This is a genomic window from Spirosoma liriopis (assembly GCF_023196085.1).
Classification (GTDB): domain Bacteria; phylum Bacteroidota; class Bacteroidia; order Cytophagales; family Spirosomataceae; genus Spirosoma; species Spirosoma oryzicola.
On sequence record NZ_JALPRF010000006.1, the window covers coordinates 63,000 to 87,205 of the forward strand.

Consider the following 24,206-nt stretch of genomic DNA (forward strand, 5'->3'; position numbering starts at 1 on the left):
TATACGTGTCTTATGTCAGTGTGTAACTATTAGGGCTTGTGACTATTCTCAGGACTGAGCCGCTTTTTGATTGACCTGACTAGTTGCAATGGTCGTAAGCTTCTCATCTGTTTCTTTTTCCTCGCTAAGGGTTTGTTCGAGTAAATCGGCAATCTGATCCTGACCTGCCTGTTGTGCTAATGTTCGGGCCGTACCATACGCGGCAATTTCATAGTGTTCAACTTTTTGAGCAGCACCGATTATAGCAGCATCGGCAACCTGACCATCTTCGAGTTGGGCCAGCAGGTCCTGCGCTTCTTCGATAATGCCCTGCATGGCCAAACAGGTTTCGCCGTCTGGATCAATGCCCATCTGCTGGGCAATTTGTTCGAGCCTTTCTACTTGTTTCTCGGTTTGTTGTTGATGCAATTGAAATGCCTGCCGCAGTTGATCGTTCTGCGCATGTTCCATAAGCTGCGGTAGCGCTTCAAGGATTTGGTTTTCGGCGGAGTACAGATCCTGGATCGTGTGCTCCATAAATTTCTGTAAGGTTTTCATGTATACTACTTTGTTTGTAGTTATAACTCGCGCCGTCAGGCTGCATCCGTAAATTGCATACAGGCGTAGCAACTAGTAAGGATTTGGTGCAGCCCCAATGTGCGTATGTACATGAGCGTTAATTGTTCTTGGGCGATTTTGAGGACGTACTAGCTGGCTTGGTACCGGATTTATTTCCTCGGTTGATATTGCCCTGGCTTGACGTTGTACTACTGCCTGAGTTGTTTCCCATCTGGCGGGTTGACTTGTCCGTAGACGCGTTTTTTTGCTGCGACGGTTTTGTCCTCGTACTACCTGTCCGCGCTTTACTGTTTGGCGAAGCATGATCGCTTAAGTTTCCACCTGCCTGTGCCCGTACTTTTCCGCTTCCTGCCAGTGCAAGCAGAAGGATCGCTATCCGTATCGTTTTCATGGGTTGAGTTGGTTTGAAAGGCGTGTGCGTGTCGACACGCTTCCACTCATAACAATCGTTGCTAGAGTCGATTGCGCAATAGATGAGATAAATAAGGCAACGGTACGATGACGAAAGGGAGTTGAAGGGAAGGATTGTTCGAGGCTAGCGCCTGACCGTTCTGACGCAGATCAACGGGTACAAATTTGTCTAACCGATTGATCTGATTGCATTAGTGGAAATGCTTTCTGCTTACAATGTTTTTATCGTTTCGTAATCACCTACTTTTTGTAAATACAACAAATGGCTCATTACACCGTGGATGTTGCTTACGCGTTTGTGGGCTTCTGGAAACGTGGCAACATGGAGTGTTGTGTGCTCATTTTCGTCTTCCTCTCCTGTCGATTTACCCTGTAATGCCTGAACGTCGGCTAAAGGCATTCGCCGTTCCAGGTAAAAGAAATACAACGCTTCGTCGCTGGTTGACGTAGCCGAATACAGTGGCTTATCGAAAAGGGGCTTTAGCTCCGCTGGCTGTACATCCAATTGTGCTTCTTCGCCCAATTCGCGGGCGGCAACTTCAACCGGCGATGGGTCGTCCTGATCAATCATTCCGGCTGGATGCTCGTACGTAAAAGAGCCGTCGCAGATGCGCCGTTGCCTGACCAGAAGGACGTATTTTTCGTTTGTTTCTTCCGCTATCAGAACGACAAGCATCGAAACGGCATCCCCTTTAAGAAAGCAGATCGGATTCAGTTTTTGGCCTTCCGTTGTGTCCGCGTCAATCGTCAGTAAGGCGTACAAAACGTTTCCATCTTTTTGTGCATGATGAACGTACAACGGTTGCACGTTCTTAACGCTGTTTCCGTTTTGCTCTAGATGAGCACGCCAGTTTTTGTATTTAAAAGCGTCGGTAAGTTGTTGAGCCATTTTCGGTAAAGAGGAAGTGTCGAATCAAAAGAAGCCCTGCCGACTAGCAGCTGGTCAATTCACTAGCGTTGCGGACTTAGAAACATTTTTACGGAATCAGATCGGAAAATGAAGCCCCGGTCCTGCCGTTCAACGGCATACTCTTTGTTATCAATAAACATGCTGTCGTTCTGTACCTTCCACGTAAAGGGCGTGTCTTTCGATAACATGCCGGTCTGGATATGGCTCATTCCTTTGCCGTCTTCGCTGAAAACATAAATGGCTTTAGAGTCAATCAAGGTGACGATGTTTGTGCTGTCAAGTCCTTTAGTCGAGTCCACGTTATAGGTTGCCATGTATTGTTTGCTCTCAAAATCGAGTCTGCGAATACCGGTTTCGCAGCCGGTGAGCAAACCGACACAAAGGACCCCGAGAGTTATTATCCCGTACTTCATGGTAAATTATCTTTTTAAATGTTGAGTTGATCAGGTTGTCTAGTCGGACAAACCACTTGTATCGTGGAGCTGTTTGATCCGGTTTTGAGAATGATTTCGAACGGCGAAAGCAGAACAATTAAGAACGGGCCAGAACAATAAGGACAAGTCCCAGCGCATAAATGATTCCCATTAGCCAGAGATAGCGATTTGCTTTGGGGGGTGCATCTTTAAATTCATGCCAGGCGAACAAACCCCACAGTACCGAGACGATGGTAGCACCCTGGCTAAGTCCGAAGGAAACCGCATCACCTGCCTGCTTGGACCCCAGCAGTAGTGCTATCATTCCTACACCCCAGATTAATCCACCACCCATGCCAGCCAGATGCAAATTAAGCGGAGTATCAGCGTAGGTTGCTTGATTGTCTTCGTCGGTAAGAACAAACCGCCGGACCAGGTATTCTACCGGAAGGTTACTCAGGAGGACGCCTAACGCAAAAAGGACTAAGCCCGTATACGGTGTTAAGAGTCCCGACTCCGGTTTGTCCAGATCCGTTACCAGTGATTCGGAAGTAAGACGAAAGAAAAACCCGGCAACTAAACCGCCAGCCAGTGCAATCCAGATGCCCCGGTTACTATTCTTGTCAGCATCCTGATCGCCTTCTTTTTGCTTGGATTGATAAGCCAGCGAGCTAAAGACCATAGCGATTAGAATAGCGCCCCCGCCAATGGCCAGCAAGGGAATACTACCCTCTGGTTTAGCCAGGTAATTGACAACCAGACCAATGGCTAATGATAGGCCCGTCCCAACCGGCATTGCAATGGATATTCCGGCAATGCTCATACCCACTGTAAGTAGCATATTGCCAATGTTGAAGACAACGCCACCTGCCAGCGCAATAAGTATGTAGTTCAATTCGGCTTGCTTTACATCCGCCATCACCGAACGGCCCTGGTCGCCAAAACTGCCTAATGTAAACGCAATGATAAGAGAAGCAAGAAGAATACCGTAGACGTAGTCGCGATAAAAGACATAGAGCGGAGAGGTCTGCGTGACAAATTTCTGCGCGTTTGCCCAGGAGCCCCAGAGGAACATGGTAGCTAAACACAAACCGATACCTACTGTTGGTTCATTAATTGTAAACATAGGCTGTTGCAAGGCAAAACAGGCGAATCGGCAGGCACCCGTATTGGTCAAAAAGAGTTAGCCCGCCAATCCAGCCATACGGGTTGATTGTCAACAAGCTATCCAGCAAGTAGTAAATGAGCGTTGTCTGGAATGGTCACAAATGGCTTGCTAACTTCGTCATAGACAGCAGAACTGACATTTATGAAACCGCTTCCTTGCCAAAGAAGCTAAAAAAACGAGGATTTGGCCTGATTGAACCGATAGTTACAGGCTTCAATACGTGCCACTTGTTGATGATTTTAGGGGCGTTTAAACGAAGTAGGCGCATCCCGAAGTATGCGCCCGTGAATAATTGATAAACATACCTACACTCAGTGTTTTATCACTTTTATCGTTTGTTGCTGACCACTAATGGTCGTGTGTAAGAACAGCATACCCGGACCCTGTTTTCGTACGTCGAAGGTTTGTTGCTCACGAGTCATTGGTTGTTCAATCAACCGTTGCTCTACCAGTCGTCCTCTGTCGTCAGTTAACCGTAGTACAAGCGATTGTTTCTGTATACCTGTTACTTCAACCGTCAACAGATCGCTAACAGGGTTACCTAGAATTGCCACCGAAGGAACCGCCGACGGTTCGTTAGCCGCTAAGCGCGCTCTAGCGCACGCTGCTTTCAGGTCTAAAACATAGGAGGCTACCTGATCACCTTGACGAGCCAAAATTGTTATGGGTTTCGCATCGTAAGCGGTCCGTAATTCAGCATCCACCCGTTGATTTGGATTGGTTGTCCAGTTCGTGATACCAGCCGCAGCAAACTCAATGGGCGAACCATCGCCACCGATTGCGTGGAATGTAATGGCACCCGTACTACAGTTGTACGTAGGCGGAGCAAGCTTAAGCGTACTCGCCGACGAATTGCCTTGCTGCACATTTGGACAAACAGTGGCCAAATCAAACGCATAATTAACTGTTTGTCCGCTTTGCGTGGCCTGAATAATGACCGTTTTAGGATCGTTACGTAATTCCTGTTCTACAATGCCAAAATTGTCTGTCAGGGTAGCGCGCGTGATTCCCGAAGCACTGTAAAGAATCGGTGTACCGTTACCGCCCGTGGTGTTAAACACGATAGCACCTGTCTGGCAGTTATACGTAGGCGCTGTTAAACGAAGTGTAGTCGCCGTTGCTGAACTGCCGAATTTTATAAGCCAAACCGCTGTCGTATTACCGGATCGACCCGTAACGTCGCCATCGGTTGATGTTGTTGTTCCCAGAGCTAAGTAGCCCCCGTCGCTGTTAGCCAGCAGGTCGGCAGGCAGGTCGTTACCAGAGCCGCCTACGGTTTTTGTCCACTCAGGAGCGAGTTGACCAGAGAAGCCTTGCAGCCGAAAATTATTGGCCGGAGCACCCGTTGCATCGAGAATGGTATAACCTGTTCCACTGTTAACTAGCCTGGCGGATGCTGTTGATCCCGCAAAGGTTGCAATCTGGTTACCGTCTTCTTTTCCCAATGGTGAAATGGTCAGCAAACGGGCATTTCCGCCCGCGCTCGATCCGATGGCTATGTACGTGTTGTCAGAGGATGGTTTAGCCACGATAGCCGATAGCGAATCAACCGTTGGGTACGTGCTTTTCCAGGTAATCTGGTAGGACTTGTTAAGTTTGATGGCCAGCCCTTTCGATGTTCCGGTAACTGTTGTCTTGCCTGCTAATAGATAGCCGCCATCGGCAGTATTGAGTATGGACTGTATGGCTGGTTGTGATCCTTGTTCGGCATCGGTATAGTTGATGCGCCACTGACCAGAAATAACACCCTCCTGGTTTAATCGGGTCAGCGTAACATAGGACAACCGATCACGAAAAGCACCAGCTACTAATAAGCTACCATCGGGAGTAGTTATCAACGAATTATCTGTCAATTTACTAGCTGCGCCCGTGTCGGCACGATCAATGATGCGCAACCACAACCGATCACCAGATGCATTCAGTTTGGTAACGTAGAAGCGGTTTTGCGTATCCTGCGCCAGTATCGCAACACCGCCATCCGGCGTTGGCGTTATGCCAATTGTTTGGCGGACGGGAACAGCCATTACCGATTTGTCTTCTTGAGTAGCTGGTACGGGTTTATTCCAAATGACATCACCAGTTTCCGACAGACAAACCACACTTTTTCCCAATAATAAACCGTACCCCCCTTGGCTTATTTTAACAGCCCGAACCGACGTAATACTCGTCAGATCGTTGGTTTCGAAGGTCCGCTGCCACTGGATTGTGGGTTGCTGCGTTTGCGCACGGGTAAGATGACCAGAACAAAGTACCCATGCCACCAACAACCAGCGGCTGGACTGCAAAACGTATTGTTTTTTCATAGACTGATGTGAAAAAATGTAGCGCTTCTGTAAGACCGTCGTGCCAAGGCTAAGGTTAAAAAATCAGTTGGAAACTGATGAAACGGCAACGGCGGGGTTGTACAGCGAAACTTGTCTGATTTACAGGGAATTTATGGGTACGGGAATGCGTAACGGTACCGTTCGCTCATGCATCAGCGGCACTGGATAACGTTTGACGAACCTGGCTAACTTTTTGGTCAAGGTCTTTAACCATAGAAAGCAGAAGCGGTTAATCGAGCAGCAGTATCTAACCAACGCAACAGCGCCTATGAATCGCTTTACAGAACTAGTTAAATCGTTGCTTGATGAGTCCATGTCGCCACAGTCGCGCCAGCAGTTTTTAAAATTTACGGGTCGGACGCTGGCAATCGGGGCAACGGGGAGTTTGTTAACAACCTACGGTCAAAATCGACCACCCAAAAGCACTCCATCCGCCCAGGTTCAGGCTGACACAGTTCCGCGTATTCAACCTGTTTCTCCCCCGGTGGAAATACCGGCTAAGATCGATGAGCCAATCAAGCTCGAACCCATCCGGGGTGATGCTGATCGACAAACGCCACCTACACCTTCGCCACAGCCGCCCGATTCGCGCGTTGGTTATGCTGTCGTCGGTTTGGGGCATTTGTCGCTCGAAAATATTCTGCCTGCTTTTGGCGAATGCAGAAAGTCGAAACTGGTAGCGTTGGTCAGCGGGAATCCACAAAAGCTTCAGAAAGTAGCGCAGCAGTACGGCGTTAAACCCCAAAACTGCTACAATTACGATACCTACGATCAATTAAAAGATAATCCGGAGGTGCAGGTAATTTACATCGTTCTTCCCAACGCGATGCATGCTGAATACACCATCCGGGGGGCGCAGGCAGGCAAGCATATTCTGTCCGAAAAACCAATGGCTGCCAACTCGGAACAGGCGCAGGCAATGATCGACGCGTGCAACAAAGCGGGGCGAAAGCTGATGGTTGCGTACCGGATTCAGTACGAACCTTATAACCGATATGTTCGTGAACAGGTCCGTCAGAAATTATACGGTGCTCCCAAATATCTAGAACTGCATAACGCTCAGCAAGAAGCGAATCCGAACCATTGGCGACACATCAGAGCGCTGGCCGGTGGAGGAGCCTTGCCCGATATTGGTTTGTACTGTTTGAACACCGCCCGTTTTTTACTGGGAGAAGAACCTACCGAGGTATTTGCTTATCAATACAGCACTCCCGGCAATCCGTTGTTTCGGGAAGTTGAGGAGTTGGTGTCGTGGCAGATGCGATTTCCGAGCGGTGTTATAGCAAACTGTGGCACCGACTACTTTACGCATGAGTCCCGCCGGTATCGTGTGCTGGCCGAACGGGGTTGGTTGAATGTCGAGAACGCATTTGCTTACAACGGTTTACAAATGCAGCAGGCTTACGCCGTTGGACAAACCGAACATCGGGATGAAATCGAGATCATGGAAAAAAATCAGTTTGCTACGGAGATGGACCACTTCTCGGATTGCATTCAGCAAAACAAGCAGCCGTTTACACCCGGAGAAGAAGGCTTACAGGATCACCGCATCATGGAGGCTATCTACCAGTCGGCTCAGGAAGGGCGACCCGTCAAACTACCGCTTTACACAAAACTTGATCCTTTCCGTGGACCCGAACCACAGTTGATGTAAATGCCAGCAAAAGGCATTTACATTCGTCAACACTTCACTCAGCTAACTCAAATTGTCAGTAGCTCGTTAACAATAGACTTATACGACAAAGCCTCTCACTGCGGTAAGCAGGAGGGGCTTTGTCGTATAAAATATCCGCTTTTACTGCGTCCGTGAAATCACGAGAATCTGCGTGTGGTAATTAGCGCTGATGATTACATTTTGTGGAACCGTCGTGATACTGATTGGAACCGCGTATGGGCCACCCGTCGCCGGTATCTGAGTGCCGATAAGATTAATAGCTACCGTTGCAATCCGCTGACCCGCAGCGACTGTTACAGTCGGATTTGTCAACTGGAAAGCGGTTGCTGGCAGCAGGGTATAAGCCGTATTATTCGCCGTGTTGTAGGCTGTCAACGCAGCCTGATCGATAGCCATCGTTACCGAAATATCCTGCGTTGGCGGATTGGGGGAAGCAATATTTACGTCAACAGGAGCAACGGTGCCGGGGCTAGTGGCTGATACCGACACGGTTTTAAGAACACTGCGGTTAGCTGCATACGGAATCTCGGCAACGTAGCCAGCGCTGGCAAAATCGACAAAGTGTTCGTCATCTTTGAGGCATGAAGTCAGACTCAAAGCCAGACTCAGGGCTATAATGCTCTTTACTAAGGTATTCATCATTGTTAGGTTCGTTTGACGATTACTTCATCCAGAAAATCTTGCTGGTAAACTGATTGATTGTACCCTGTGCCGCTACGTTGGTGGCATTGTTGCTGTATTCGCTGGTTGGGTAAAGCAACCGAACCGGAATCTGCCGTACCGTTGTGCTAGGGTCCTGCGAAATCGGAATTGTTGCCGGCAAGCCTAAACGACGGTAATCCGACCAGGCTTCAAACGGTGCTGTTCCATTCTCTGAAGCCCATTTCTGAGTGATGATAGCTTCCAGCTTATTGGGAGAAGCTTCCCAGTTTACATCAGCAACGCCCGGCTGAGCATAATAGGTAGTGGCCTCTGCGGCCGTTCGGCCCACGTTGAGAAACGATTCCGTAATTGCCGATTGGTACAGCGCTTTGGGATCGCCCTGGATCCAGCCCCGCTGCGCAGCTTCTGACTGCATAAATAAGCTTTCGTGCGATTGTAAAACCGGTGAAGACTGACTGACGTTTTGCAGAACGCCCGGTCCAATATCAGAAACCTGGCTGTTTACCAACGGATCAGTAGTGCCGAAATACGTACCGTTAAACTGGCTGGTTGTCCCGGCTACGGGTCTGTAGTAAGCGTTCAGTCGAGGGTCATTTGTCTGCTGATAAAATGTGATACCGTAGAGATTACCCTTGTACTGGTTATTAAGCGTTGTTGGGTTGCCATTGATCGCGTAAAAAGCGCCGTAAAGTGGATTTTGCTGATTCTGCGAATTCGAATAACCTGGATTTACGCTTGCATTCTCGCGAGGTCCCAGAAATCCGTAGCCTGATGCATTGATAATGGCTAATTGGCTTTGAATAAACTGGGCACGTTCTGGCTTCTCCGACTGGCGCAGCAACATCCGCAGCTTTAACGTATTGCCGAATTTAAGCCATTTCGAAACATCACCTCCGAACATAATGTCGTTGGCTCCCGGATTAAGCGTGCCTTCGCTGTTGTTCAGAAAGACCATTGCTGAGTCGATCTGTTTAAACAGGTCTTCGTAGATCACCTGACCACTTTCGTAACTAGGCAGAATGTTGGTTGTCCCCTGTAACGCCGAGCGGTAAGGAACATCACCGTAGGTATCGACCAGAATATGAAAATGCAGTGCTTTCATAATTTTAGCCATACCCCGCAAAATAGGCTGATTCAACGTTGTTGCCTGATTCTCAATATAATTGTAGTTACTCAAGTTTAAATAAGCGCTGGACCAGATACTGTTGTTAAATCCCTGCGTAAACTGGTAGTTTTTGTCAGAAGTGGCGATGGAATAGTTTCCGCTCCAGTTCCAATAGCCCATCCATAGATTCAGGAAGTAAAAATTAGTATTGGCTGTAGTGCCACTTCCTGGTGGTACATTTCCGGACAGATACCAGCCGGTAGTCGCCAGCGCGCTGGGTAAAGCCAACTGAGGAGTGGCTGTCGTCACCTGGTTGGGATTATTGTTTATGTCTAGGTAGTCGTTGCAGCCAACTACGGCCATAAACAGACTGGCACATAAGCCTGCCTTTATGTATTTTATAAGTCGCATAGTTTTTGACGAAAAGGAGATGATTAAAAGCCAAAGCTGAGTCGGAACCCGTAAAACCGCGTTGGTGGTGTCTGGTACTCGGTCGTCGTTCCGACCGCGTTGCTGTTGTCGTTGGCGTTCGATCCACCCGAAAATTCGGGGTCGGTGAACACGTTTGTTTTTGGGCGAAGCATAATTAAATTTCGACCCGTCAGCGCGACGTTCAAGGATTTAATGAATTTGGTATAGCCCAGGATCGACGTGGGAATATTGTAGCTCAGTACTACCTCGCGCAGTTTCCAGAAGTCGGCGCTTGTCACGTAGCTGTACCCTGCGTTGTGATAACCCGAGTTTGTCCAGAAAACCAAGTTGCCGTCCCGCGTGGTTACGTTGGTGTTGTTCGCATATTGAGTCGTACCGTCTGAATTCTGACCGGCAACAACAACGGAGTTGGGGAATACGAAATTTTGTCGTCCTGCATAAACAGACCGGATGCCTGCTCCCGTAAATTCCAGTGCGTTACCGATTGCATTATAAATGACGGCTCCCCCCCGATATTCGACGACCGCAGATAGGGTCAAGCCTTTGTATTTGAACGTGTTTGTTAAGCCAAATCGGTATTTAGGCTGCGTTGTTCCGGCATACCGGAGATTAGGATCAAGGATTGGATAGCCAGTTGCATCGACCACGGGCCGACCGGCAAACTGCCCTGTCGGGTCATAGTTGGCTGCGGTTGGGTCCGTTGTCTGAACGCGTTGAACATCGCTTACATACAGGGCCGGATAAGCAAATCCTTTTGCCGCAAAGACATTCGATGCGGTAGGCGTCAGGTTTGGCCGATAAGGATCAGTGCCGTACGGAATATTGATTCGGGGCAAATTCTGATACACGTCCGTTACCAGACTTTCCAGGTATGTAAAGTTCGTGTTGAGATCCCAGGTAAAGTTTCCGGCGTTAACCAGCGGTCTGATGGTGCGTAAATCCAATTCGATACCGTGGTTTTTCATCGTACCCGTGTTCACCAAAGCCGATGCATAACCCGTTGCCCGCGATACGTCGATGGGTACCGTCTGGTTCGTCGTTGTCGTGTTATAATAGACGGCTTCGACGTTGAAGCGATCGAACAAACCAACTTCCAGTCCAACTTCGGCGCTCGTGGTAAATTCCGGTTTCAGGTTCGGATCATTCTGCTGCGTACTTTGGCCAAAGCCTGCTTGTCCCCCAAAGGGAAATCCAGTGCCGGGATTAAACACATTCTGCAACTGGTAGGGTACTACGTTTACCTGCCCGACTCGGGCTACGCCCCCCCGAACTTTAGCGTAACTGAGTACTGAACTGTTTTTCAACGAGGGTATAGCCTCCGTCAGCACAACCGAAGCGTCGACACTCGGGTAGAAGAAAGAGCGATTGCTGGGAGCCAGTAAGGAAGTCCAGTCGTTGCGACCCGTAGCGTGAATAAACGCAAAGTCCTTGTAGCCAATCGTCAGGTCGCCAAATACACCGAGGAGACGATTCTGACTGCTATATTCCGATACCGTTGGGTTGCCTAACCGGTTAGCAATGTTGTAAGTACCCGGCACAACCAACGCTCCGGCATAATCATACGTTGATCGACTGTATTCCTGACGGGTTTGCTGACCCAGAATCAGTCTTGTTGTAAAATCACCAAATTTGGGATTCAGCGTGACGAGCAGATCGCCCGTAAAGCGAGTTCTAAGCTGCGTCGCATCCTGAACCGTCGCGTTTGTATGCCCACCCGCCGACGAAGCAATGTTACCCGCTTCCCAAGGGTCACCGGTAGCGTATTCCGAAAACGTTACATCAGCGATGTACGCTTTTAACTGCGAGTTGTAGATCTGTCCACCAATTCGGTAAAGCACATTTAGCCAACTGGTAGCCTGATATGCGGCATCAGCGGAACCCTGGAGGGTATACAGATTGGTTATTCGGCGTGAGTTATTACCCGTAATTTGCCAATAAGGGTTGGGGTAGTAGGCATTGTAAAAACCGTTGACATCGCCGAACGGAGACGTTATATCGTTGAGCGGATAACTGTTGAGCGGAGCCTGCGGTTGCTGGTTCAGCACATTCCAATACACGGGCCGGTTTTGATTAAAGTCTCCATTTTCCGTATTAATGGTTTGATAGGCAAATTGAGCGCTCGCATTTGTCGTGATCTTGTTTACGGAGCGGCCTCCCCGAATCCCGATAGTGGTTCGCTGGTATTTGTCGTTTGGCACTACCCCTTTCTGATTAACACGTTGCAAGCTCAGACCGAAGTAGTTTTGTGCATCACCGATTCGGTACGAAATGTCATTCTGCTCAGTGACACCCGTGTTGAAAAAGGCCCGGCGCGGGTCTTTACCGGGTGCTGAAAAGGGAACCATCAGTGTATCAAGCCGTACGTTACCGTTTGCATCCCGCACCTGAACTCCGTAGCCGAGTGGTTGCATTGAGCCGTCGAAAGCGGGGCCAAACTGCTGGTTTTCGTAGGGAACGTACAGCCGGCGGTAGTTTCGATCATAATAAGGAGCGCCTTCGCCACCGTTGGCCCCGAACTGGGTCTGTAGTCCAGGCATGTAAGAGATACTTTCAAACTGCGTATTGTTCGTGTACGTGATCTGAGGCTTGTTATTCTGAGTGCCGCGTTTTGTTGTGATGATAAGCGCACCGTTTGAAGCATCCGACCCGTACAAGGCTGCCGCGCTGGGACCTTTCAGAACGGTAGTGCTTTCAATGTCATTGGGGTTGATCGCTGTTAAAAAATTAATGTCGGAAATGACCCCATCGACGATCAACAGGGCCTGGTTGTTGCCTAAAAACGAGCGATTGCCACGCAGTGTCAGGCGGACACCGGCTCCCACCGCATTATTAGTCGTGTTGATCTGAAGACCGGACACTTTAGCCGTTAGACCATTGGCCACGTTGACGGGGGCCGCCTGGTTAATTTGAGCGCTGTTGATACGAGCCACCGAGGTACCAATTTCACGTTCAGTCCGCTGGATACCGAAACCAGTTACCACGACTTCGTTTAGCGTCGAAGCATCCGCAGCCAGCACCACATTAACCGTTCTGCGATTGCCAATAGCCACATCCTGCGTCTTGAAACCAACAAACGAAAACGTCAAGGTTGTGTTGGGCTCTACACTGATGCGATAATTTCCATCGACGTCGGTCGTTGTTCCGCGACTTGTTCCTTTGACCACCACACTCACACCTGGTAAGGCCGAACCATCATCGGAGGACGTTACGCGACCGGTAACAGCCGCTTCCTGCGCAAAAAGGCACAGACACATGAATTGTAACACTAACCAATTGACGATTAGAACTTTTCTCATAATAGTTGAAGGAAAAAATAAAAACTGTATGTAAACGAACCGTTGCTTCTGCGACCGCAGAATGCAAATCTCTTGACTTGTAAGAATCTTACTGTTAGTATTTTAAGTGCGAAATGACTTGTCTGGATTTGGGGTATAAGTGAAAAGTTAGTCGATCTGATTTATCTGATAGATTATAGTATTCCCGTGCTAACGGGGTAGCTTATTAAGACTTTTTCCTTTTCGTTTCTGGTATAACCAGACAGTTTGATAGATAGATAGGACACCAGTATGCGTTCACAAAATGCACGATAGTACAGGCCGAACCGGGCGTGGCATAAAATGTTTTGTCGAATGCCAGATAGCTATACAAATTCCCAGATCATCGTATATCCCATCGAATCCGCAGACTATTTTATAATCTCTAATTCTCTCCCACACTTGGAGAGAATTTAAAAAGTATATTGGCACAGTAAATCCATTGCTGTTGCCCCTCTATATGATTATTACTGTTTTATTCCACTGACTAGTAGCATGCATAATTTTCGATCTGTAAGCCGAAGGACAACATTGTTGTTTGTCTATTTTTTACTCGTTCACACGGCTTTTGCCCACTCCCCTATTCAAAGCCGTCAGAAGCCTCTTCACCTCTTTATGATTGGCAACAGCTTTTCACAGAATGCGTCAAAATACTTGCCTCAATTAAGTCAGGAAGGTGGACACCAATTGATAATTGGACGCGCCGAGATTGGCGGTAGTTCGTTACAACGGCATTGGGACCACGCTGAAGCTGCGGAAAAAGATTCCAATGATCCCAAAGGAAAACCCTACGGAGGAAAGTCGCTTAAGATGCTTTTATCGGAAGGAACGTGGGATGTTATCACCATCCAGCAGGCATCAATTCTATCCGGTGACCTAGAAACGTATCAGCCCTATGCCCGTAAACTGTATGATTACGTAAAAAATCTTCAGCCAAAGGCCACTGTAGTTTTTCACCAAACATGGGCATACCGCGTTGATTCAAAAGATTTCAGTCGAATTGCGAAGGGAGATTCAGCTAAAAACGCGGAGCAGATGTGGCAAAAATCCAGGGCCGCTTACCATACGGTTGCCGACGAGTTAAGTACGCCGGTCATTCCTAACGGTGACGCATTTTGGCGAATTACCTCTAGCAGAAAATGGGGTTTTCAGGGCGCAGGAAACGTTGAAGCCCAGCATTTACAACCGCCGGTCCTACCCAATCAAACGTACTCGTTGCATGTTGGCTATTACTGGAACAACGATAAACTAGGGTTCGATTCGCATCACGCTAATGATGCCGGTTGTTATCTAGGATCGCTGGTCTGGTACAGCTTTCTGTATAACGAATCTCCCGCTGCTTTGCGCTACACGCCCCCAGGAGTGGATGCTAACTTTGCCAAGCAGTTACGAAAAGTTGCCTGGACCACGGTTCGTAAAGAGAAGAAAGAATCAGCCCATCGATGGATCGCTGTTAACTAAAAGATCGGTGTGTTCCCAGCATAACCCATATACGTCAAAAAAAAGAGAAAAATAAACCGCGTTGTGTTTCATAGCGCACAATAAAAGGTCTGCGCATCCGTTAGTAAAGAGTTATGCTTCTCACAGCCCCATTGATCTACCAGTGGGGCTTTTTTTGTACTACAGAACTCACCTTATAATTCTCTTGGACAAGCTAAACTTGTCTGCTTCTCTTTTGCAACAATATCATCCGTTGATAGTAGACCAGCAATCTATCTATAGACTTTCTAAGATGCATTCAGCCGGTTAGAACTCGATATAGATGGCTTATGAGCAGGTTGTTGCTTTCAGAACAGACACCGTACTTCCAGAAGCGGTGATGACTTAGGGGAATAAAAGTTCAAGACCATGTGTATTCAGGCCATGCCAACGTATATTGACCCATTTTTCTGCCATTTATGAGCCAGGACAAACTGGGTACAAAGCCGCATTATCAACTCTTAGATGGATTGCGGGGGGTAGCCGCTATCATCGTCGTATTCTTCCACCTGGCCGAACCGCTAGCCAGCAGCCGCCTTGACAATGTAGTGAATCACGGTTATCTGGCCGTTGACTTTTTTTTCCTTCTTTCCGGTTTTGTGATTGGGTATGCCTACGACGACCGATGGGACAAATTAACGGTTGGCGGCTTTCTATTTCGCCGGATCGAGCGGTTGCAGCCACTCGTAGTACTGGGCATGACGCTAGGTGCTATAGGCTTCTATTTTACTGACTCAACGATATGGCCGCTTATCCATACCGTTCCTGTCTGGAAACTGATCGTCGTTATGCTAATCGGCTATACGCTCATACCCGTACCTCTTTCGATGGATATACGCGGCTGGCAAGAGATGCATCCGCTTAACAGCGTAGGCTGGTCGTTATTTTTCGAGTACATCGCTAATATTTTGTATGCCTTAGGTTTACGCAAGCTATCGAATAAAGCACTGGCTTATTTTGTCGTACTGTCAGGTGCTTTGCTTTTGCATTTTGCGGTTACGAATCCCAACGGCGACGTTACGGGTGGCTGGACACTCAACGCTGAACACATGCGCATCGGAATAACACGCACACTGTTTCCATTTTTTGCGGGTCTGCTGCTGTCGCGGGTCTGGCGGCCTACCTATATTAAAAATGCTTTTTTGTGGAGTGCCCTGCTGGTTGCAATTGTTTTGCTGATGCCACGAATTGGCGGTGCAGACCATCTGTGGATGAATGGTTTGTACGAAGCTTTTTGCATCATCTTTGTCTTTCCACTCATAGTTTATATCGGGGCTAGTGGTGTGGTGCATACGCAGTGGGAAGTTAAACTTTGTCAGTTTCTGGGTAAGCTCTCTTATCCTTTGTACATGACGCATTATGTATTGGTTTATTTTTATGTGGCCTGGGTAAGCAATCATAAAGGCATCACCCTAGAGCAAGCCTGGCCCTATGCCCTCCTCACGTTTTCAGGCGCTATCGGGTTAGCTTATGTGAGTTTAACGTGGTATGACGAACCAGTGAGAGCCTGGTTGCGAAGAAAGATGACTATTAAGAAGAGAAGTGTATTGCTATGACTTAGTACGATCTTATAACGCCAAACGTAACCAGTTGGAAAATCATTTCCAGCGCCTGAAGCTAACCCTTTATGTTTTATTCCCTCTTTACTTGTCTGGGTCTGGCAGTCTGTGGATTAATCAGGCCCATTCCCACCAGTACTCAGTCGGTGGCAACAAGATCCGTATCAACGGGTGCTCATGCAGCTGAAACTGTCGTGTTTAAGAATGGAGAAGATGGCTATACGTGCTACCGGATTCCAGCAATTGTGAAAGCCCCCTCGGGCGAATTGCTAGCCTTCGCGGAAGGCCGCAAATCAGACTGCGGAGATTTTGGTGATGTAGACATTGTGCTCAAAACCAGCCGTGATAATGGTCAAAGCTGGAGCCCAGTGCGCATTGTCGCTGATTATGGACTTGCGCAGGCCGGAAATCCTGCCCCCGTTTTCGACCTAACCGACAGCCGTTTTCCTAACGGACGGCTATTTATGATTTATAATACCGGCATAGCTTCGGAGAAAGATGTACGAGATGGAAAAGCCATTCGGGAAGTATGGTACAAAACCAGCACCAACGGCGGTCAGACCTGGTCAGAACCTGTGAACATCACAATCTCCGTTAACCGTCCGAATAAGCCGGAGATCAACGCGAGTTTTGCGTTTCCGGACGATTGGCGATCATATGCCAATACGCCAGGCCACGCGCTTCAAATGCAGAATGGGCGTTATAAAGGTAGGCTGTTTGTTGCCGCGAATCATTCGGAGGGGAGGGAACAACCTCAGTTCCGCGATTACCGGGCGCATGGATTTTACTCCGATGACCACGGCAAAACCTGGAAGCTGTCAGCAACCGTAAGCTACCCCGGTGGTAACGAAAGTACTGCCGCCGAAACCTCAACGGGTAGCTTGCTGATGAACAGCCGCAATCAGTCTGGTGACGTTAAAAATCGATTGTTGTCCTTCTCAACCAACGCGGGCAAAACCTGGGACCGGGTGACAATCGCCAGTGATTTACCAGACCCAATTTGTCAGGGTAGTATGATCAATTATTACACCGCTAACAAACAGACCGTGTTGCTTTTCAGCAATCTGAACAGCCAGACGAAACGCGAGAAATTAACCATCCGCGCTAGTCAAGACGATGGGAAAAGCTGGTCGGCAGGAAAAGAAATTTATAATGGCTCGGCTGCGTACTCAGACCTGGTTGTACAGCAGGATGGTAAGGTTGGCGTTTTGTACGAGAAAGATGATTACACAATGATTACCTACGTCAGTATACCGTACCAAGATTTGGTTCGCTGATGTTGACGGCTGCTAATGAACGTGGATGACGTCTACGCTTTAACCAGTCTGAAGTTGTTGCAAATCACGTCTAAACCGTCGAATAAACAGCCACTCGTTCGCCGAAATACCTTTGTGCGCCCGAGCCACGCGGAGTAGTAGCGTGACAAACCGTTTTTTTAGCTTATCCGTCAATTCGGTTTGTCGGCTCACCAGCCGACGCATACCGAAGGCATAGGCTTCTTCAGCGGATTCCCCTGCATTCTCGCGCAGGAAATAACCATTGAGCGCCAATGAGCCGTGAGGTTCTCTAACCAAGAGGGCTTTGGCTACTATAATTTCTTCTTTGTGAGGCCTTCCCTCTAAACAAGATAAGGCATAAACCAGGCTACCTAAGCCCAGTGCTACATCGGGTGAATACATAATAAGGGAGAAGGGAAAAGAGTAAAAATATACGCTGACGGACGGAATGGCTAGCAAACTGCTTCATTCGTCCGTCAACGTTCAACTTACCTTTGTCAAGCCTATGCTGGCTTAGCCGATAGCGTTAGTTTCCACTGGTACTTGGTTGCTTTTGGTGTACACCAGCCGTTACCTCCGAATCCGTAGCAGCTGGTCGTGACTCGCGACCCCGCTGAATTTTATAATTTCGAAGAGCTACGTCTGATTCAGGCGTGTGCGGTACAACCATGCCACCAACCGGCTTGGCACCTGGAGCCTGATGTTTGTAACTAACTGCGGGTCCCTGATTCAGCGTAGGGGCGTTCACGGCAATCCCTTTTTTTGCGGCCCACTGACGGGCAGTCGCAGCTTTGTTGGGATGCTTGTAGTTATGAGTTGAGTACGTTACGTCACGTCGCAGCTTGGAGTCATCCTGCGCCGAGGCACTCAGGATGGTAAGGATACTCAGGGCGGTAATAACGAGGTATGTTTTCATGGCTTTTGTCATTTTTGTTTGATCAGCCAGGCTTAAAACAAGTATGTTTGAATCATTGCCTGATTGACATGACAAAGGTCGCACCCCCGTGTTAGGCTCCTGTTAGAGCCGCATTAGAACGGGATTAGAAATGCAAAATATGCACGGCAAACAACCGCATACCCGTAAATTAACCGACCAAGGGGAACGACGATGACCCGATCAGCGGGTACGCTGTTGAGAACAGACAAACGAAATGGGTATGCGTTAGTGAGGTAAAATAACCGTAAAGGTTGTGCCTGCTTCGGCCGATGAGTCAACCTGGATCTGGCCCTGGTGAAGTCGGATAATACGCTCTGTGAGCGCCAGGCCGATGCCATGCCCAGGCTGGCTACCGGCATTACGTCCCCGTTGAAAAGGATTAAAAATAAGGGTTTGTTGATCCTGGTCGATAACGGAACCGGTATTATGAACCGTCACGCAAATCGTCGCCCCCCGCCTGGATAGCTGCACCTGCACCGTATGGTCGGGCGAAAACTTTCCTCCATTATCCAGCAAATTAAGAATGGCCGTTCGCAGCAAGGTTTCATTGCCTTTGAGTTGCCACGTTGCTGGGGAGACTGGCATATTCGGAGAGTCGATGCGTAGATCGATTGTGTATTCCGGTTGAATCCGTTTCAACTCCAGGCGAATTTGATCCAGTAAGGTATCCAGTTGCACCAAACCCATCGGTACGGTCGAAATATCCACACTGGCGTTGGCCAGCGACAGCAACCCGTTCACCATTCGATTTAAGCCGCGCACATCCTCCAGAATGGAACGGAGGGTCGCGCGTAGTTCTTCCGGTTCATCGTCCGCCAGTAACGCTACTTCTACCTGTCCCGTAATAGCCGTCAGGGGTGTTCGTAGCTCGTGAGAAGCACTTGACACGAATGAACGCTGTAATCGGAACGCTTCTTCAAGCCGATTCAGCATTCGGTTGAATCGCTGGGCCAACTGGTTTATTTCATCCCGGTGAGACCCTTCTGATAAGCGTAGTGAAAGATTGGAAACGGTGATATTGTCAATTTGCTGATTAATCTGACTAATGGGCCTAAGCATGCGTCCGGCAAAAAACCAGCCAGCTAATCCGGTTAGGCCGATCATAACACACCAGCCCAGTCCAAGCAATTGACCTAAATTTGCTACGGTGCGCTGTCCATAGCTATCGACTGCGGAGGCAACAATGACAAACGGCAGCTGGTGGTTGGTAAATAAGATACCCACAATCTGCCGATTTGACTCCCGCCAGGCTACCTGCCGGTCCTGCCGGATCTGATCGAGGTGATTAGGCGTAATCGTAAGGTAATCCGTTCCACTTTCGTACACCAGCCGATTGCGTGAATTATAGATAATGATTTCTTCCTCGGGCAATACGGTCAGGTGATTCTTGTCCAGTACTTTGTACAGGGCCGGATCTATTCGTTCCTGGCTCAGTAACAGCTGGCCTGCAGTTGAAGCTTCCGCCCGCAGGCGCTCCTGAAATTGGCGCTCCCGGTAGCCTTCCGCCAGTTGATACAGGAATCCGCAGAACAGGGCCAGCAAAAGAGAAACAATAGCCGTAAATAGCAGGGTCAGTCGGGTGCGCAGGCTCATTTTTCTTTTAACACGTAGCCCATTCCAATTAAGGTATGAATAAGCTTGGAAGGTGAATCTTTGTCGATTTTAGCGCGTAAGTAACTGACGTATACATCGATCACGTTTGTACCCGTCTCAAAGCCGATATCCCATACCTGCTCGGCAATATCGACCCTGGAAACGACTCGTCCGGCATTTCGCATAAGATACTCCAACAGGGCATATTCTCGGGCGGTTAGTTCGATGGTTTGCCCATTTCGTCGCGCTACCCGTTCGTGCAGATCAAGCTCCAGATCAGCTACACGCAGGATACGACCCGGCTCCTGGACCGTTGTTGACCGGCGCAACAGCACTTTTATGCGGGCCAGCAATTCCATAAAGTCAAATGGTTTGGCCAGGTAGTCGTCAGCCCCGGCCTCAAAACCCAGCAGCTTATCGGCGATGGTATCGAGGGCGGTCAGCATGAGAATTGGTACCTGGCTAGGCTTATTGCGGATGTATTCGGCCAGTTCAAGCCCCGTCGTATCGGGCAGATTAACGTCCAGAATAATCAGATCAAAGTGCGATTTGCCTAACAGGATTTTGGCTTCCTCACCCGTAGCAGCCACTTCAACAGAATAGGACTGGGTTTGAAGGCCTTTTTTGATGAACGTTGCTACTTTCAATTCATCTTCAACGACCAGCAAATGGGCAAGGAAATCTGATGTCATATCGCTAGGGTTAGTGCCGGGTTCAATTTTGATCTTCGGTCGCTCGAATAAGGTTCGTTTAGGCCCGGACGCAAAGCTACCTGAACGTTTCGAGGCCGTAGTCGCTTTTATAAACTCTCGATTTTGCTATAAACCTGCGTATCGTCTACAGTTTCCGAACGGCTAGTTGCTAACGGCTTTCTGATACCTTTTTCCTTTAGCAGTTGACCGATCTCATTGGTCATGTAAATCGATGCTTCGATCTCTGCTTTGCGAATAGCAACACTTTCGATATTAAAACCGAAAGGGATGGCATGTTCTGTGCAGTAATCGGTCAGCGCTGATGCAATATCAAGACACACCTTTACCGATTTCTGAAGAATATCATCTGATTTCTTTAACTCTTCCTGCAATTCGAGTGGTACATGAATCCCCAGCCACTCCATAAACTGAAGCGTTTTGGCCGAACCACAAGCAGTAAGCGTGAAAATCAGGGTTGGGGGATGGACAGCCTGTTGACGGCAACGGTGAGCGAGATCGTCAATTATCTGTTTGGCGTAGTCAAGATTAAAAACACATTGGGAAATGAAGTACGATACGCCACAACTCATTTTATCCAGTATTCTGACATCTTCATCGTGTAGCACCTGATGCCGTTCGGGAATGGTTACAGCGCCAATGACGGAGGTTTCCTGGTGCCTGCTCCAGATCTGGTATGCTTCCGACAGACTGGTTTTTACGGGAAAATCCGGAGCGGGCACGCCGACAAAAACTGGATAGAATTTCTGTTGGTGAAGGTCTTCCAGCCAATAAGACAGCTCCTCGGGGCTGAACTTGCCAGCTGGACGGTAGATTATTTTTGGAACCCTCAACTCACCCAAATAGGTAGAAGCAAAGCTAAGCGGGTCCAGCGCGTTGATAAAAGGAAAGGGCCGTTCTTCTGTAGTGCGAGCCGACTCATCCTGTACGTCATAGACGACAAGCCCATCAATGTCCAGGACAGCCAGTCGGTCAATTGTTTTTTGGGCAATCTCAGCGACGCGTTCAGGGAGCGTGCTCGTTTTGGGGGGCGTAATGCCGTACAGCAACACACCTGACTGACCGGATTTGATCTTTTCGAGAAACATTGTTGGTACTTGAGCTAGAGCTTTATGCTTGAATGTCTAAAATAGTGGCTACCAGTTATATGGCACGAGTCATTTCGTATCAGTAGACAGGTGATGTAGCAGTCATTGGCGCCTTTCGTTGGCGAAATATAGTCCAAATACGGTTTATTATTACGCTTCCTCCTTACCGATCGATTTGGCGGCATCAACAGGGTTGATACACGACACAGTCATTTTAGCGGAATGATGAAGGGCGGAATCGCCCGCCCTTCCCTATTTTACCGTACGATTTCTGTACTGATTTGCTCTCGTGCCAGCTTAGCGGCTGCTACCATATTTGTTAAAGCCTCCCTGGTTTCCGGCCATTTTCGAGTCTTTAGCCCACAATCCGGGTTCACCCACAAGTTGTGCGCTGGCAACAGATCTGCGGCCTTGGATAGCAACGTCGTCATTTCTTCCGTACTCGGAACTCGTGGCGAGTGAATGTCGTAGACACCGGGTCCGATTTCGTTTGGATAGTCAAAATGAGCAAACGCATGGAGCAATTCCATTTGGGAACGGGAAGTCTCAATCGTGATTACATCTGCATCCATAGCGGCAATATGTTCAATGATGTCATTAAACTCGCTATAACACATATGAGTATGAATCTGCGTTTGATCGTCAACACCACTGGCCGTTATCCGAAAGGCTTTCACGGCCCAATTCAGGTAGTACGGGCGCTTAGCTTTGCGCAACGGCAGTCCTTCTCGAATCGCGGCTTCATCGATCTGGATGATGCCGATACCAGCCGCTTCCAGCGCCTGAACTTCGTCATGGATCGCCAGCGCGATCTGATTGGTAGTTACCTCGCGGGGCTGATCGTCACGGACAAAAGACCATTGCAGGATCGTTACCGGGCCGGTCAGCATACCTTTCATGGGTTTGTCGGTCTGGGCAGCCGCAAATTGGCTCCAACGTACGGTCATGTCATTCGGACGGCTGACATCTCCGAAAATTACGGGCGGTTTGACGCAACGGCTGCCATAGCTTTGTACCCACCCGTTTTTGGTAAAGAGGAACCCTTCGAGTTGCTCACCGAAATACTCAACCATATCATTCCGCTCAAACTCGCCGTGGACCAGTACATCGATACCGATTGCTTCCTGCCAACGAATCGCGTCGATGGTCGCCTGCTCAATCGATTGTTCATATTGCTCAACCGTTAACTCTCCCTTTTTTAGGTTAGCCCGTAACTGACGAATTTCATCCGTTTGCGGGAAAGAACCAATCGTTGTAGTTGGAAAGGCTGGCAGATTGAAACGTTCACGCTGGATCTGCTGACGAACCGGGAAAGCGCTGGTTCGTTGGGCATCCGTGATGGCTGCCACCCGATCTTTAACCGGTTGCTTGTGTACTTTATGCGAAGCGTGTCGGCTCTGGATTGCTTTTTTATTGGCCTCCAACAACGTCTGGTTTCCGTCAACGATCTGCCCCAGTTCACGTACTTCATTTAGTTTTTGTTTCGCAAAGGCCATCCAGTTTTTGATTTCTGGATCAAGCGCGGTTTCTCCGTCCAGATCGATTGGGCTGTGTAGCAGCGAGCAGGATGGAGAAATGATCACGCGGTTCTTTCCTAGTTTCTCAACAGCCTTGTCGATCAGCTTCAGCGATTTTTCGTAATCGTTCTTCCAGACATTTCGTCCGTCCACAATACCCAGAGAGAGTATAAGCGGATCGGGAGTTAAAGCCAATACTTCATCCAACTGCTCCGGAGCGCGAACCAGATCAACGTGCAACGCCATGATGGGTAAGCTGACAGCCAATGCGGTATTGTCCAGCAAAGCGTCGAAATAAGTAGCGACCATGAGTTTGACGTCACTTACCTGACTAGCAATCTGTCGATAGGCAAACTCAAACGCTTCTTTCTCTTTCTTCGACAAATCGAGGGCTAAGTAGGGCTCATCCAGCTGAATCCATTCGGCACCTAGTTGTCCGAGCCGATTGATGATCTCGACGTATATCGGAACCAATTTATTGATCAACTCAATGCGGTCGAAGCCTTCTTGTTTTTCTTTACCCAAGAGCAGATAACTGACTGGACCAACCAATACCGGCTTGGCCTTTTGACCGAGCAGTTGCCTGGCGTTCGTATACTCGGTGAATACATGTTCGTTAAAAATACGAAACTCCTGATCGGCGGTAAACTCCGGCACGATGTAGTGGTAGTTGGTATCCAGCCATTTGGTCATTTCCATCGCCGTAATATCCAGACCATCCTTCTGGTAGCCCCGGGCCATCGCGAAATAAAGATCGATTTCCTGGTTATGGGCAACTTCGGACAGCACAGGTCTGTAACGCGGAGGGATAACGCCCAGCAGCAGGCTTGTATCCAGCGTCTGATCGTAAAAACTAAAATCATTACACGGAATTAGATCAATACCAGCACCCAGCTGCGTTTGCCAGTTTTCTTCTTTGATCGTCTGAGCAACCCGATTTAATTCCGTCAGGTCGATCTTGCCTGCCCAATACTGTTCGCTGGCTTTTTTGAGTTGTCGTTGTCCACCAATCCGAGGGTAGCCCAGGTTTTGTGTCAGCATTTTTGTTGATTGTTTTGATGAAAACAGGTGAA

19 protein-coding genes are annotated in these 24,206 nt (G+C 48.6%); 4 read left to right on the forward strand and 15 right to left on the reverse strand.

Annotated elements, in window-relative coordinates; translation table 11 throughout:
* Window positions 1-48: 48 nt before the first annotated feature.
* From M0L20_RS24600 to M0L20_RS24625, 6 genes are all read right to left on the reverse strand, one after another.
* Window positions 49-537, reverse strand: coding sequence for a ferritin-like domain-containing protein (locus tag M0L20_RS24600; protein ID WP_248479746.1), 489 nt, complete (start codon window positions 535-537; stop codon window positions 49-51).
* 118 nt (window positions 538-655) lie between these two features.
* Window positions 656-949 (reverse strand): hypothetical protein, encoded by a 294-nt coding sequence (locus M0L20_RS24605; RefSeq protein WP_248479748.1) that lies wholly within the window; start codon window positions 947-949, stop codon window positions 656-658.
* A 231-nt stretch (window positions 950-1,180) separates the two neighbouring features.
* Window positions 1,181-1,858, reverse strand: a complete 678-nt coding sequence (locus tag M0L20_RS24610; protein ID WP_248479750.1) for an NUDIX hydrolase — start codon at window positions 1,856-1,858, stop codon at window positions 1,181-1,183.
* A 62-nt stretch (window positions 1,859-1,920) separates the two neighbouring features.
* Window positions 1,921-2,193 carry a hypothetical protein gene (locus M0L20_RS24615; protein ID WP_232563337.1) on the reverse strand — a complete coding sequence of 91 codons (273 nt, stop codon included), beginning with the start codon at window positions 2,191-2,193 and terminating at the stop codon, window positions 1,921-1,923.
* A 217-nt stretch (window positions 2,194-2,410) separates the two neighbouring features.
* Entirely contained in the window at window positions 2,411-3,418 is a 1,008-nt protein-coding gene (locus tag M0L20_RS24620) for a GRP family sugar transporter (RefSeq protein WP_248479752.1), read from the reverse strand.
* 353 nt (window positions 3,419-3,771) lie between these two features.
* Window positions 3,772-5,763: a T9SS type A sorting domain-containing protein gene (locus tag M0L20_RS24625; RefSeq protein WP_248479753.1), complete on the reverse strand. Its 1,992-nt coding sequence runs from the start codon at window positions 5,761-5,763 to the stop codon at window positions 3,772-3,774.
* Window positions 5,764-6,052: 289 nt separating this feature from the next.
* Between M0L20_RS24625 and M0L20_RS24630 the strand changes: the two genes are divergently transcribed.
* Window positions 6,053-7,438: a Gfo/Idh/MocA family protein gene (locus tag M0L20_RS24630; protein WP_248479754.1), complete on the forward strand. Its 1,386-nt coding sequence runs from the start codon at window positions 6,053-6,055 to the stop codon at window positions 7,436-7,438.
* 141 nt (window positions 7,439-7,579) lie between these two features.
* Here M0L20_RS24630 and M0L20_RS24635 read toward each other — a convergent pair whose 3' ends face one another.
* The 3 genes from M0L20_RS24635 to M0L20_RS24645 are packed head-to-tail and all read right to left on the reverse strand — an operon-like array spanning window position 7,580 to window position 12,955.
* Window positions 7,580-8,101, reverse strand: coding sequence for a DUF1735 domain-containing protein (locus M0L20_RS24635; RefSeq protein WP_248479755.1), 522 nt, complete (start codon window positions 8,099-8,101; stop codon window positions 7,580-7,582).
* 19 nt (window positions 8,102-8,120) lie between these two features.
* Window positions 8,121-9,638, reverse strand: coding sequence for a SusD/RagB family nutrient-binding outer membrane lipoprotein (locus tag M0L20_RS24640; protein ID WP_248479756.1), 1,518 nt, complete (start codon window positions 9,636-9,638; stop codon window positions 8,121-8,123).
* 23 nt (window positions 9,639-9,661) lie between these two features.
* Complete coding sequence (locus M0L20_RS24645; protein ID WP_248479757.1) at window positions 9,662-12,955, reverse strand: SusC/RagA family TonB-linked outer membrane protein; 3,294 nt, start codon at window positions 12,953-12,955, stop codon at window positions 9,662-9,664.
* 513 nt (window positions 12,956-13,468) lie between these two features.
* Here M0L20_RS24645 and M0L20_RS24650 point away from each other — a divergent pair.
* From M0L20_RS24650 to M0L20_RS24660, 3 genes are all read left to right on the forward strand, one after another.
* On the forward strand, window positions 13,469-14,434 hold the full coding sequence (locus tag M0L20_RS24650) for a DUF4886 domain-containing protein (protein WP_248479758.1): 966 nt from the start codon (window positions 13,469-13,471) through the stop codon (window positions 14,432-14,434).
* Between the two features lie 437 nt (window positions 14,435-14,871).
* Window positions 14,872-16,008: an acyltransferase family protein gene (locus M0L20_RS24655; RefSeq protein ID WP_248479759.1), complete on the forward strand. Its 1,137-nt coding sequence runs from the start codon at window positions 14,872-14,874 to the stop codon at window positions 16,006-16,008.
* Between the two features lie 71 nt (window positions 16,009-16,079).
* The gene (locus M0L20_RS24660) at window positions 16,080-17,288 is read left to right on the forward strand and encodes a sialidase family protein (protein ID WP_248479761.1); all 1,209 of its coding nucleotides are present in this window, start codon (window positions 16,080-16,082) and stop codon (window positions 17,286-17,288) included.
* A gap of 39 nt (window positions 17,289-17,327) precedes the next feature.
* Here M0L20_RS24660 and M0L20_RS24665 read toward each other — a convergent pair whose 3' ends face one another.
* The 6 genes from M0L20_RS24665 to metE form a co-directional block, all read right to left on the reverse strand.
* On the reverse strand, window positions 17,328-17,690 hold the full coding sequence (locus M0L20_RS24665; protein ID WP_232563492.1) for a TerB family tellurite resistance protein: 363 nt from the start codon (window positions 17,688-17,690) through the stop codon (window positions 17,328-17,330).
* Between the two features lie 124 nt (window positions 17,691-17,814).
* A complete protein-coding gene (locus M0L20_RS24670; protein WP_248479762.1) occupies window positions 17,815-18,204 on the reverse strand; it encodes a hypothetical protein in 390 nt (129 codons plus the stop codon).
* A 246-nt stretch (window positions 18,205-18,450) separates the two neighbouring features.
* Window positions 18,451-19,818 carry a HAMP domain-containing sensor histidine kinase gene (locus M0L20_RS24675; protein ID WP_248479763.1) on the reverse strand — a complete coding sequence of 456 codons (1,368 nt, stop codon included), beginning with the start codon at window positions 19,816-19,818 and terminating at the stop codon, window positions 18,451-18,453.
* Window positions 19,815-20,510 carry a response regulator transcription factor gene (locus M0L20_RS24680; protein ID WP_248479764.1) on the reverse strand — a complete coding sequence of 232 codons (696 nt, stop codon included), beginning with the start codon at window positions 20,508-20,510 and terminating at the stop codon, window positions 19,815-19,817. Before M0L20_RS24680 ends, M0L20_RS24675 begins: the two co-directional genes overlap by 4 nt.
* Window positions 20,511-20,617: 107 nt before the next feature.
* Window positions 20,618-21,616, reverse strand: a complete 999-nt coding sequence (locus M0L20_RS24685; RefSeq protein ID WP_248479765.1) for a methylenetetrahydrofolate reductase — start codon at window positions 21,614-21,616, stop codon at window positions 20,618-20,620.
* A 257-nt stretch (window positions 21,617-21,873) separates the two neighbouring features.
* Window positions 21,874-24,174: a 5-methyltetrahydropteroyltriglutamate--homocysteine S-methyltransferase gene (gene metE, locus M0L20_RS24690; RefSeq protein WP_248479766.1), complete on the reverse strand. Its 2,301-nt coding sequence runs from the start codon at window positions 24,172-24,174 to the stop codon at window positions 21,874-21,876.
* Between the last annotated feature and the right edge of the window lie 32 nt (window positions 24,175-24,206).

What these genes read in the sequence shown, in the direction of transcription:
- M0L20_RS24635 (WP_248479755.1), bottom strand. Translation starts at nt 8,101, where the DNA reads ATGATGAATACCTTAGTAAAGAGCATTATAGCCCTGAGTCTGGCTTTG.
- M0L20_RS24615 (WP_232563337.1), bottom strand. Translation starts at nt 2,193, where the DNA reads ATGGCAACCTATAACGTGGACTCGACTAAAGGACTTGACAGCACAAAC.
- M0L20_RS24605 (WP_248479748.1), bottom strand. Translation starts at nt 949, where the DNA reads ATGAAAACGATACGGATAGCGATCCTTCTGCTTGCACTGGCAGGAAGC.
- M0L20_RS24600 (WP_248479746.1), bottom strand. Translation starts at nt 537, where the DNA reads ATGAAAACCTTACAGAAATTTATGGAGCACACGATCCAGGATCTGTAC.
- M0L20_RS24660 (WP_248479761.1), top strand. Translation starts at nt 16,080, where the DNA reads ATGTTTTATTCCCTCTTTACTTGTCTGGGTCTGGCAGTCTGTGGATTA.
- M0L20_RS24645 (WP_248479757.1), bottom strand. Translation starts at nt 12,955, where the DNA reads ATGAGAAAAGTTCTAATCGTCAATTGGTTAGTGTTACAATTCATGTGT.
- M0L20_RS24630 (WP_248479754.1), top strand. Translation starts at nt 6,053, where the DNA reads ATGAATCGCTTTACAGAACTAGTTAAATCGTTGCTTGATGAGTCCATG.
- M0L20_RS24625 (WP_248479753.1), bottom strand. Translation starts at nt 5,763, where the DNA reads ATGAAAAAACAATACGTTTTGCAGTCCAGCCGCTGGTTGTTGGTGGCA.
- M0L20_RS24665 (WP_232563492.1), bottom strand. Translation starts at nt 17,690, where the DNA reads ATGTATTCACCCGATGTAGCACTGGGCTTAGGTAGCCTGGTTTATGCC.
- metE (WP_248479766.1), bottom strand. Translation starts at nt 24,174, where the DNA reads ATGCTGACACAAAACCTGGGCTACCCTCGGATTGGTGGACAACGACAA.
- M0L20_RS24655 (WP_248479759.1), top strand. Translation starts at nt 14,872, where the DNA reads ATGAGCCAGGACAAACTGGGTACAAAGCCGCATTATCAACTCTTAGAT.
- M0L20_RS24680 (WP_248479764.1), bottom strand. Translation starts at nt 20,510, where the DNA reads ATGACATCAGATTTCCTTGCCCATTTGCTGGTCGTTGAAGATGAATTG.
- M0L20_RS24675 (WP_248479763.1), bottom strand. Translation starts at nt 19,818, where the DNA reads ATGAGCCTGCGCACCCGACTGACCCTGCTATTTACGGCTATTGTTTCT.
- M0L20_RS24640 (WP_248479756.1), bottom strand. Translation starts at nt 9,638, where the DNA reads ATGCGACTTATAAAATACATAAAGGCAGGCTTATGTGCCAGTCTGTTT.
- M0L20_RS24670 (WP_248479762.1), bottom strand. Translation starts at nt 18,204, where the DNA reads ATGAAAACATACCTCGTTATTACCGCCCTGAGTATCCTTACCATCCTG.
- M0L20_RS24610 (WP_248479750.1), bottom strand. Translation starts at nt 1,858, where the DNA reads ATGGCTCAACAACTTACCGACGCTTTTAAATACAAAAACTGGCGTGCT.
- M0L20_RS24620 (WP_248479752.1), bottom strand. Translation starts at nt 3,418, where the DNA reads ATGTTTACAATTAATGAACCAACAGTAGGTATCGGTTTGTGTTTAGCT.
- M0L20_RS24650 (WP_248479758.1), top strand. Translation starts at nt 13,469, where the DNA reads ATGCATAATTTTCGATCTGTAAGCCGAAGGACAACATTGTTGTTTGTC.
- M0L20_RS24685 (WP_248479765.1), bottom strand. Translation starts at nt 21,616, where the DNA reads ATGTTTCTCGAAAAGATCAAATCCGGTCAGTCAGGTGTGTTGCTGTAC.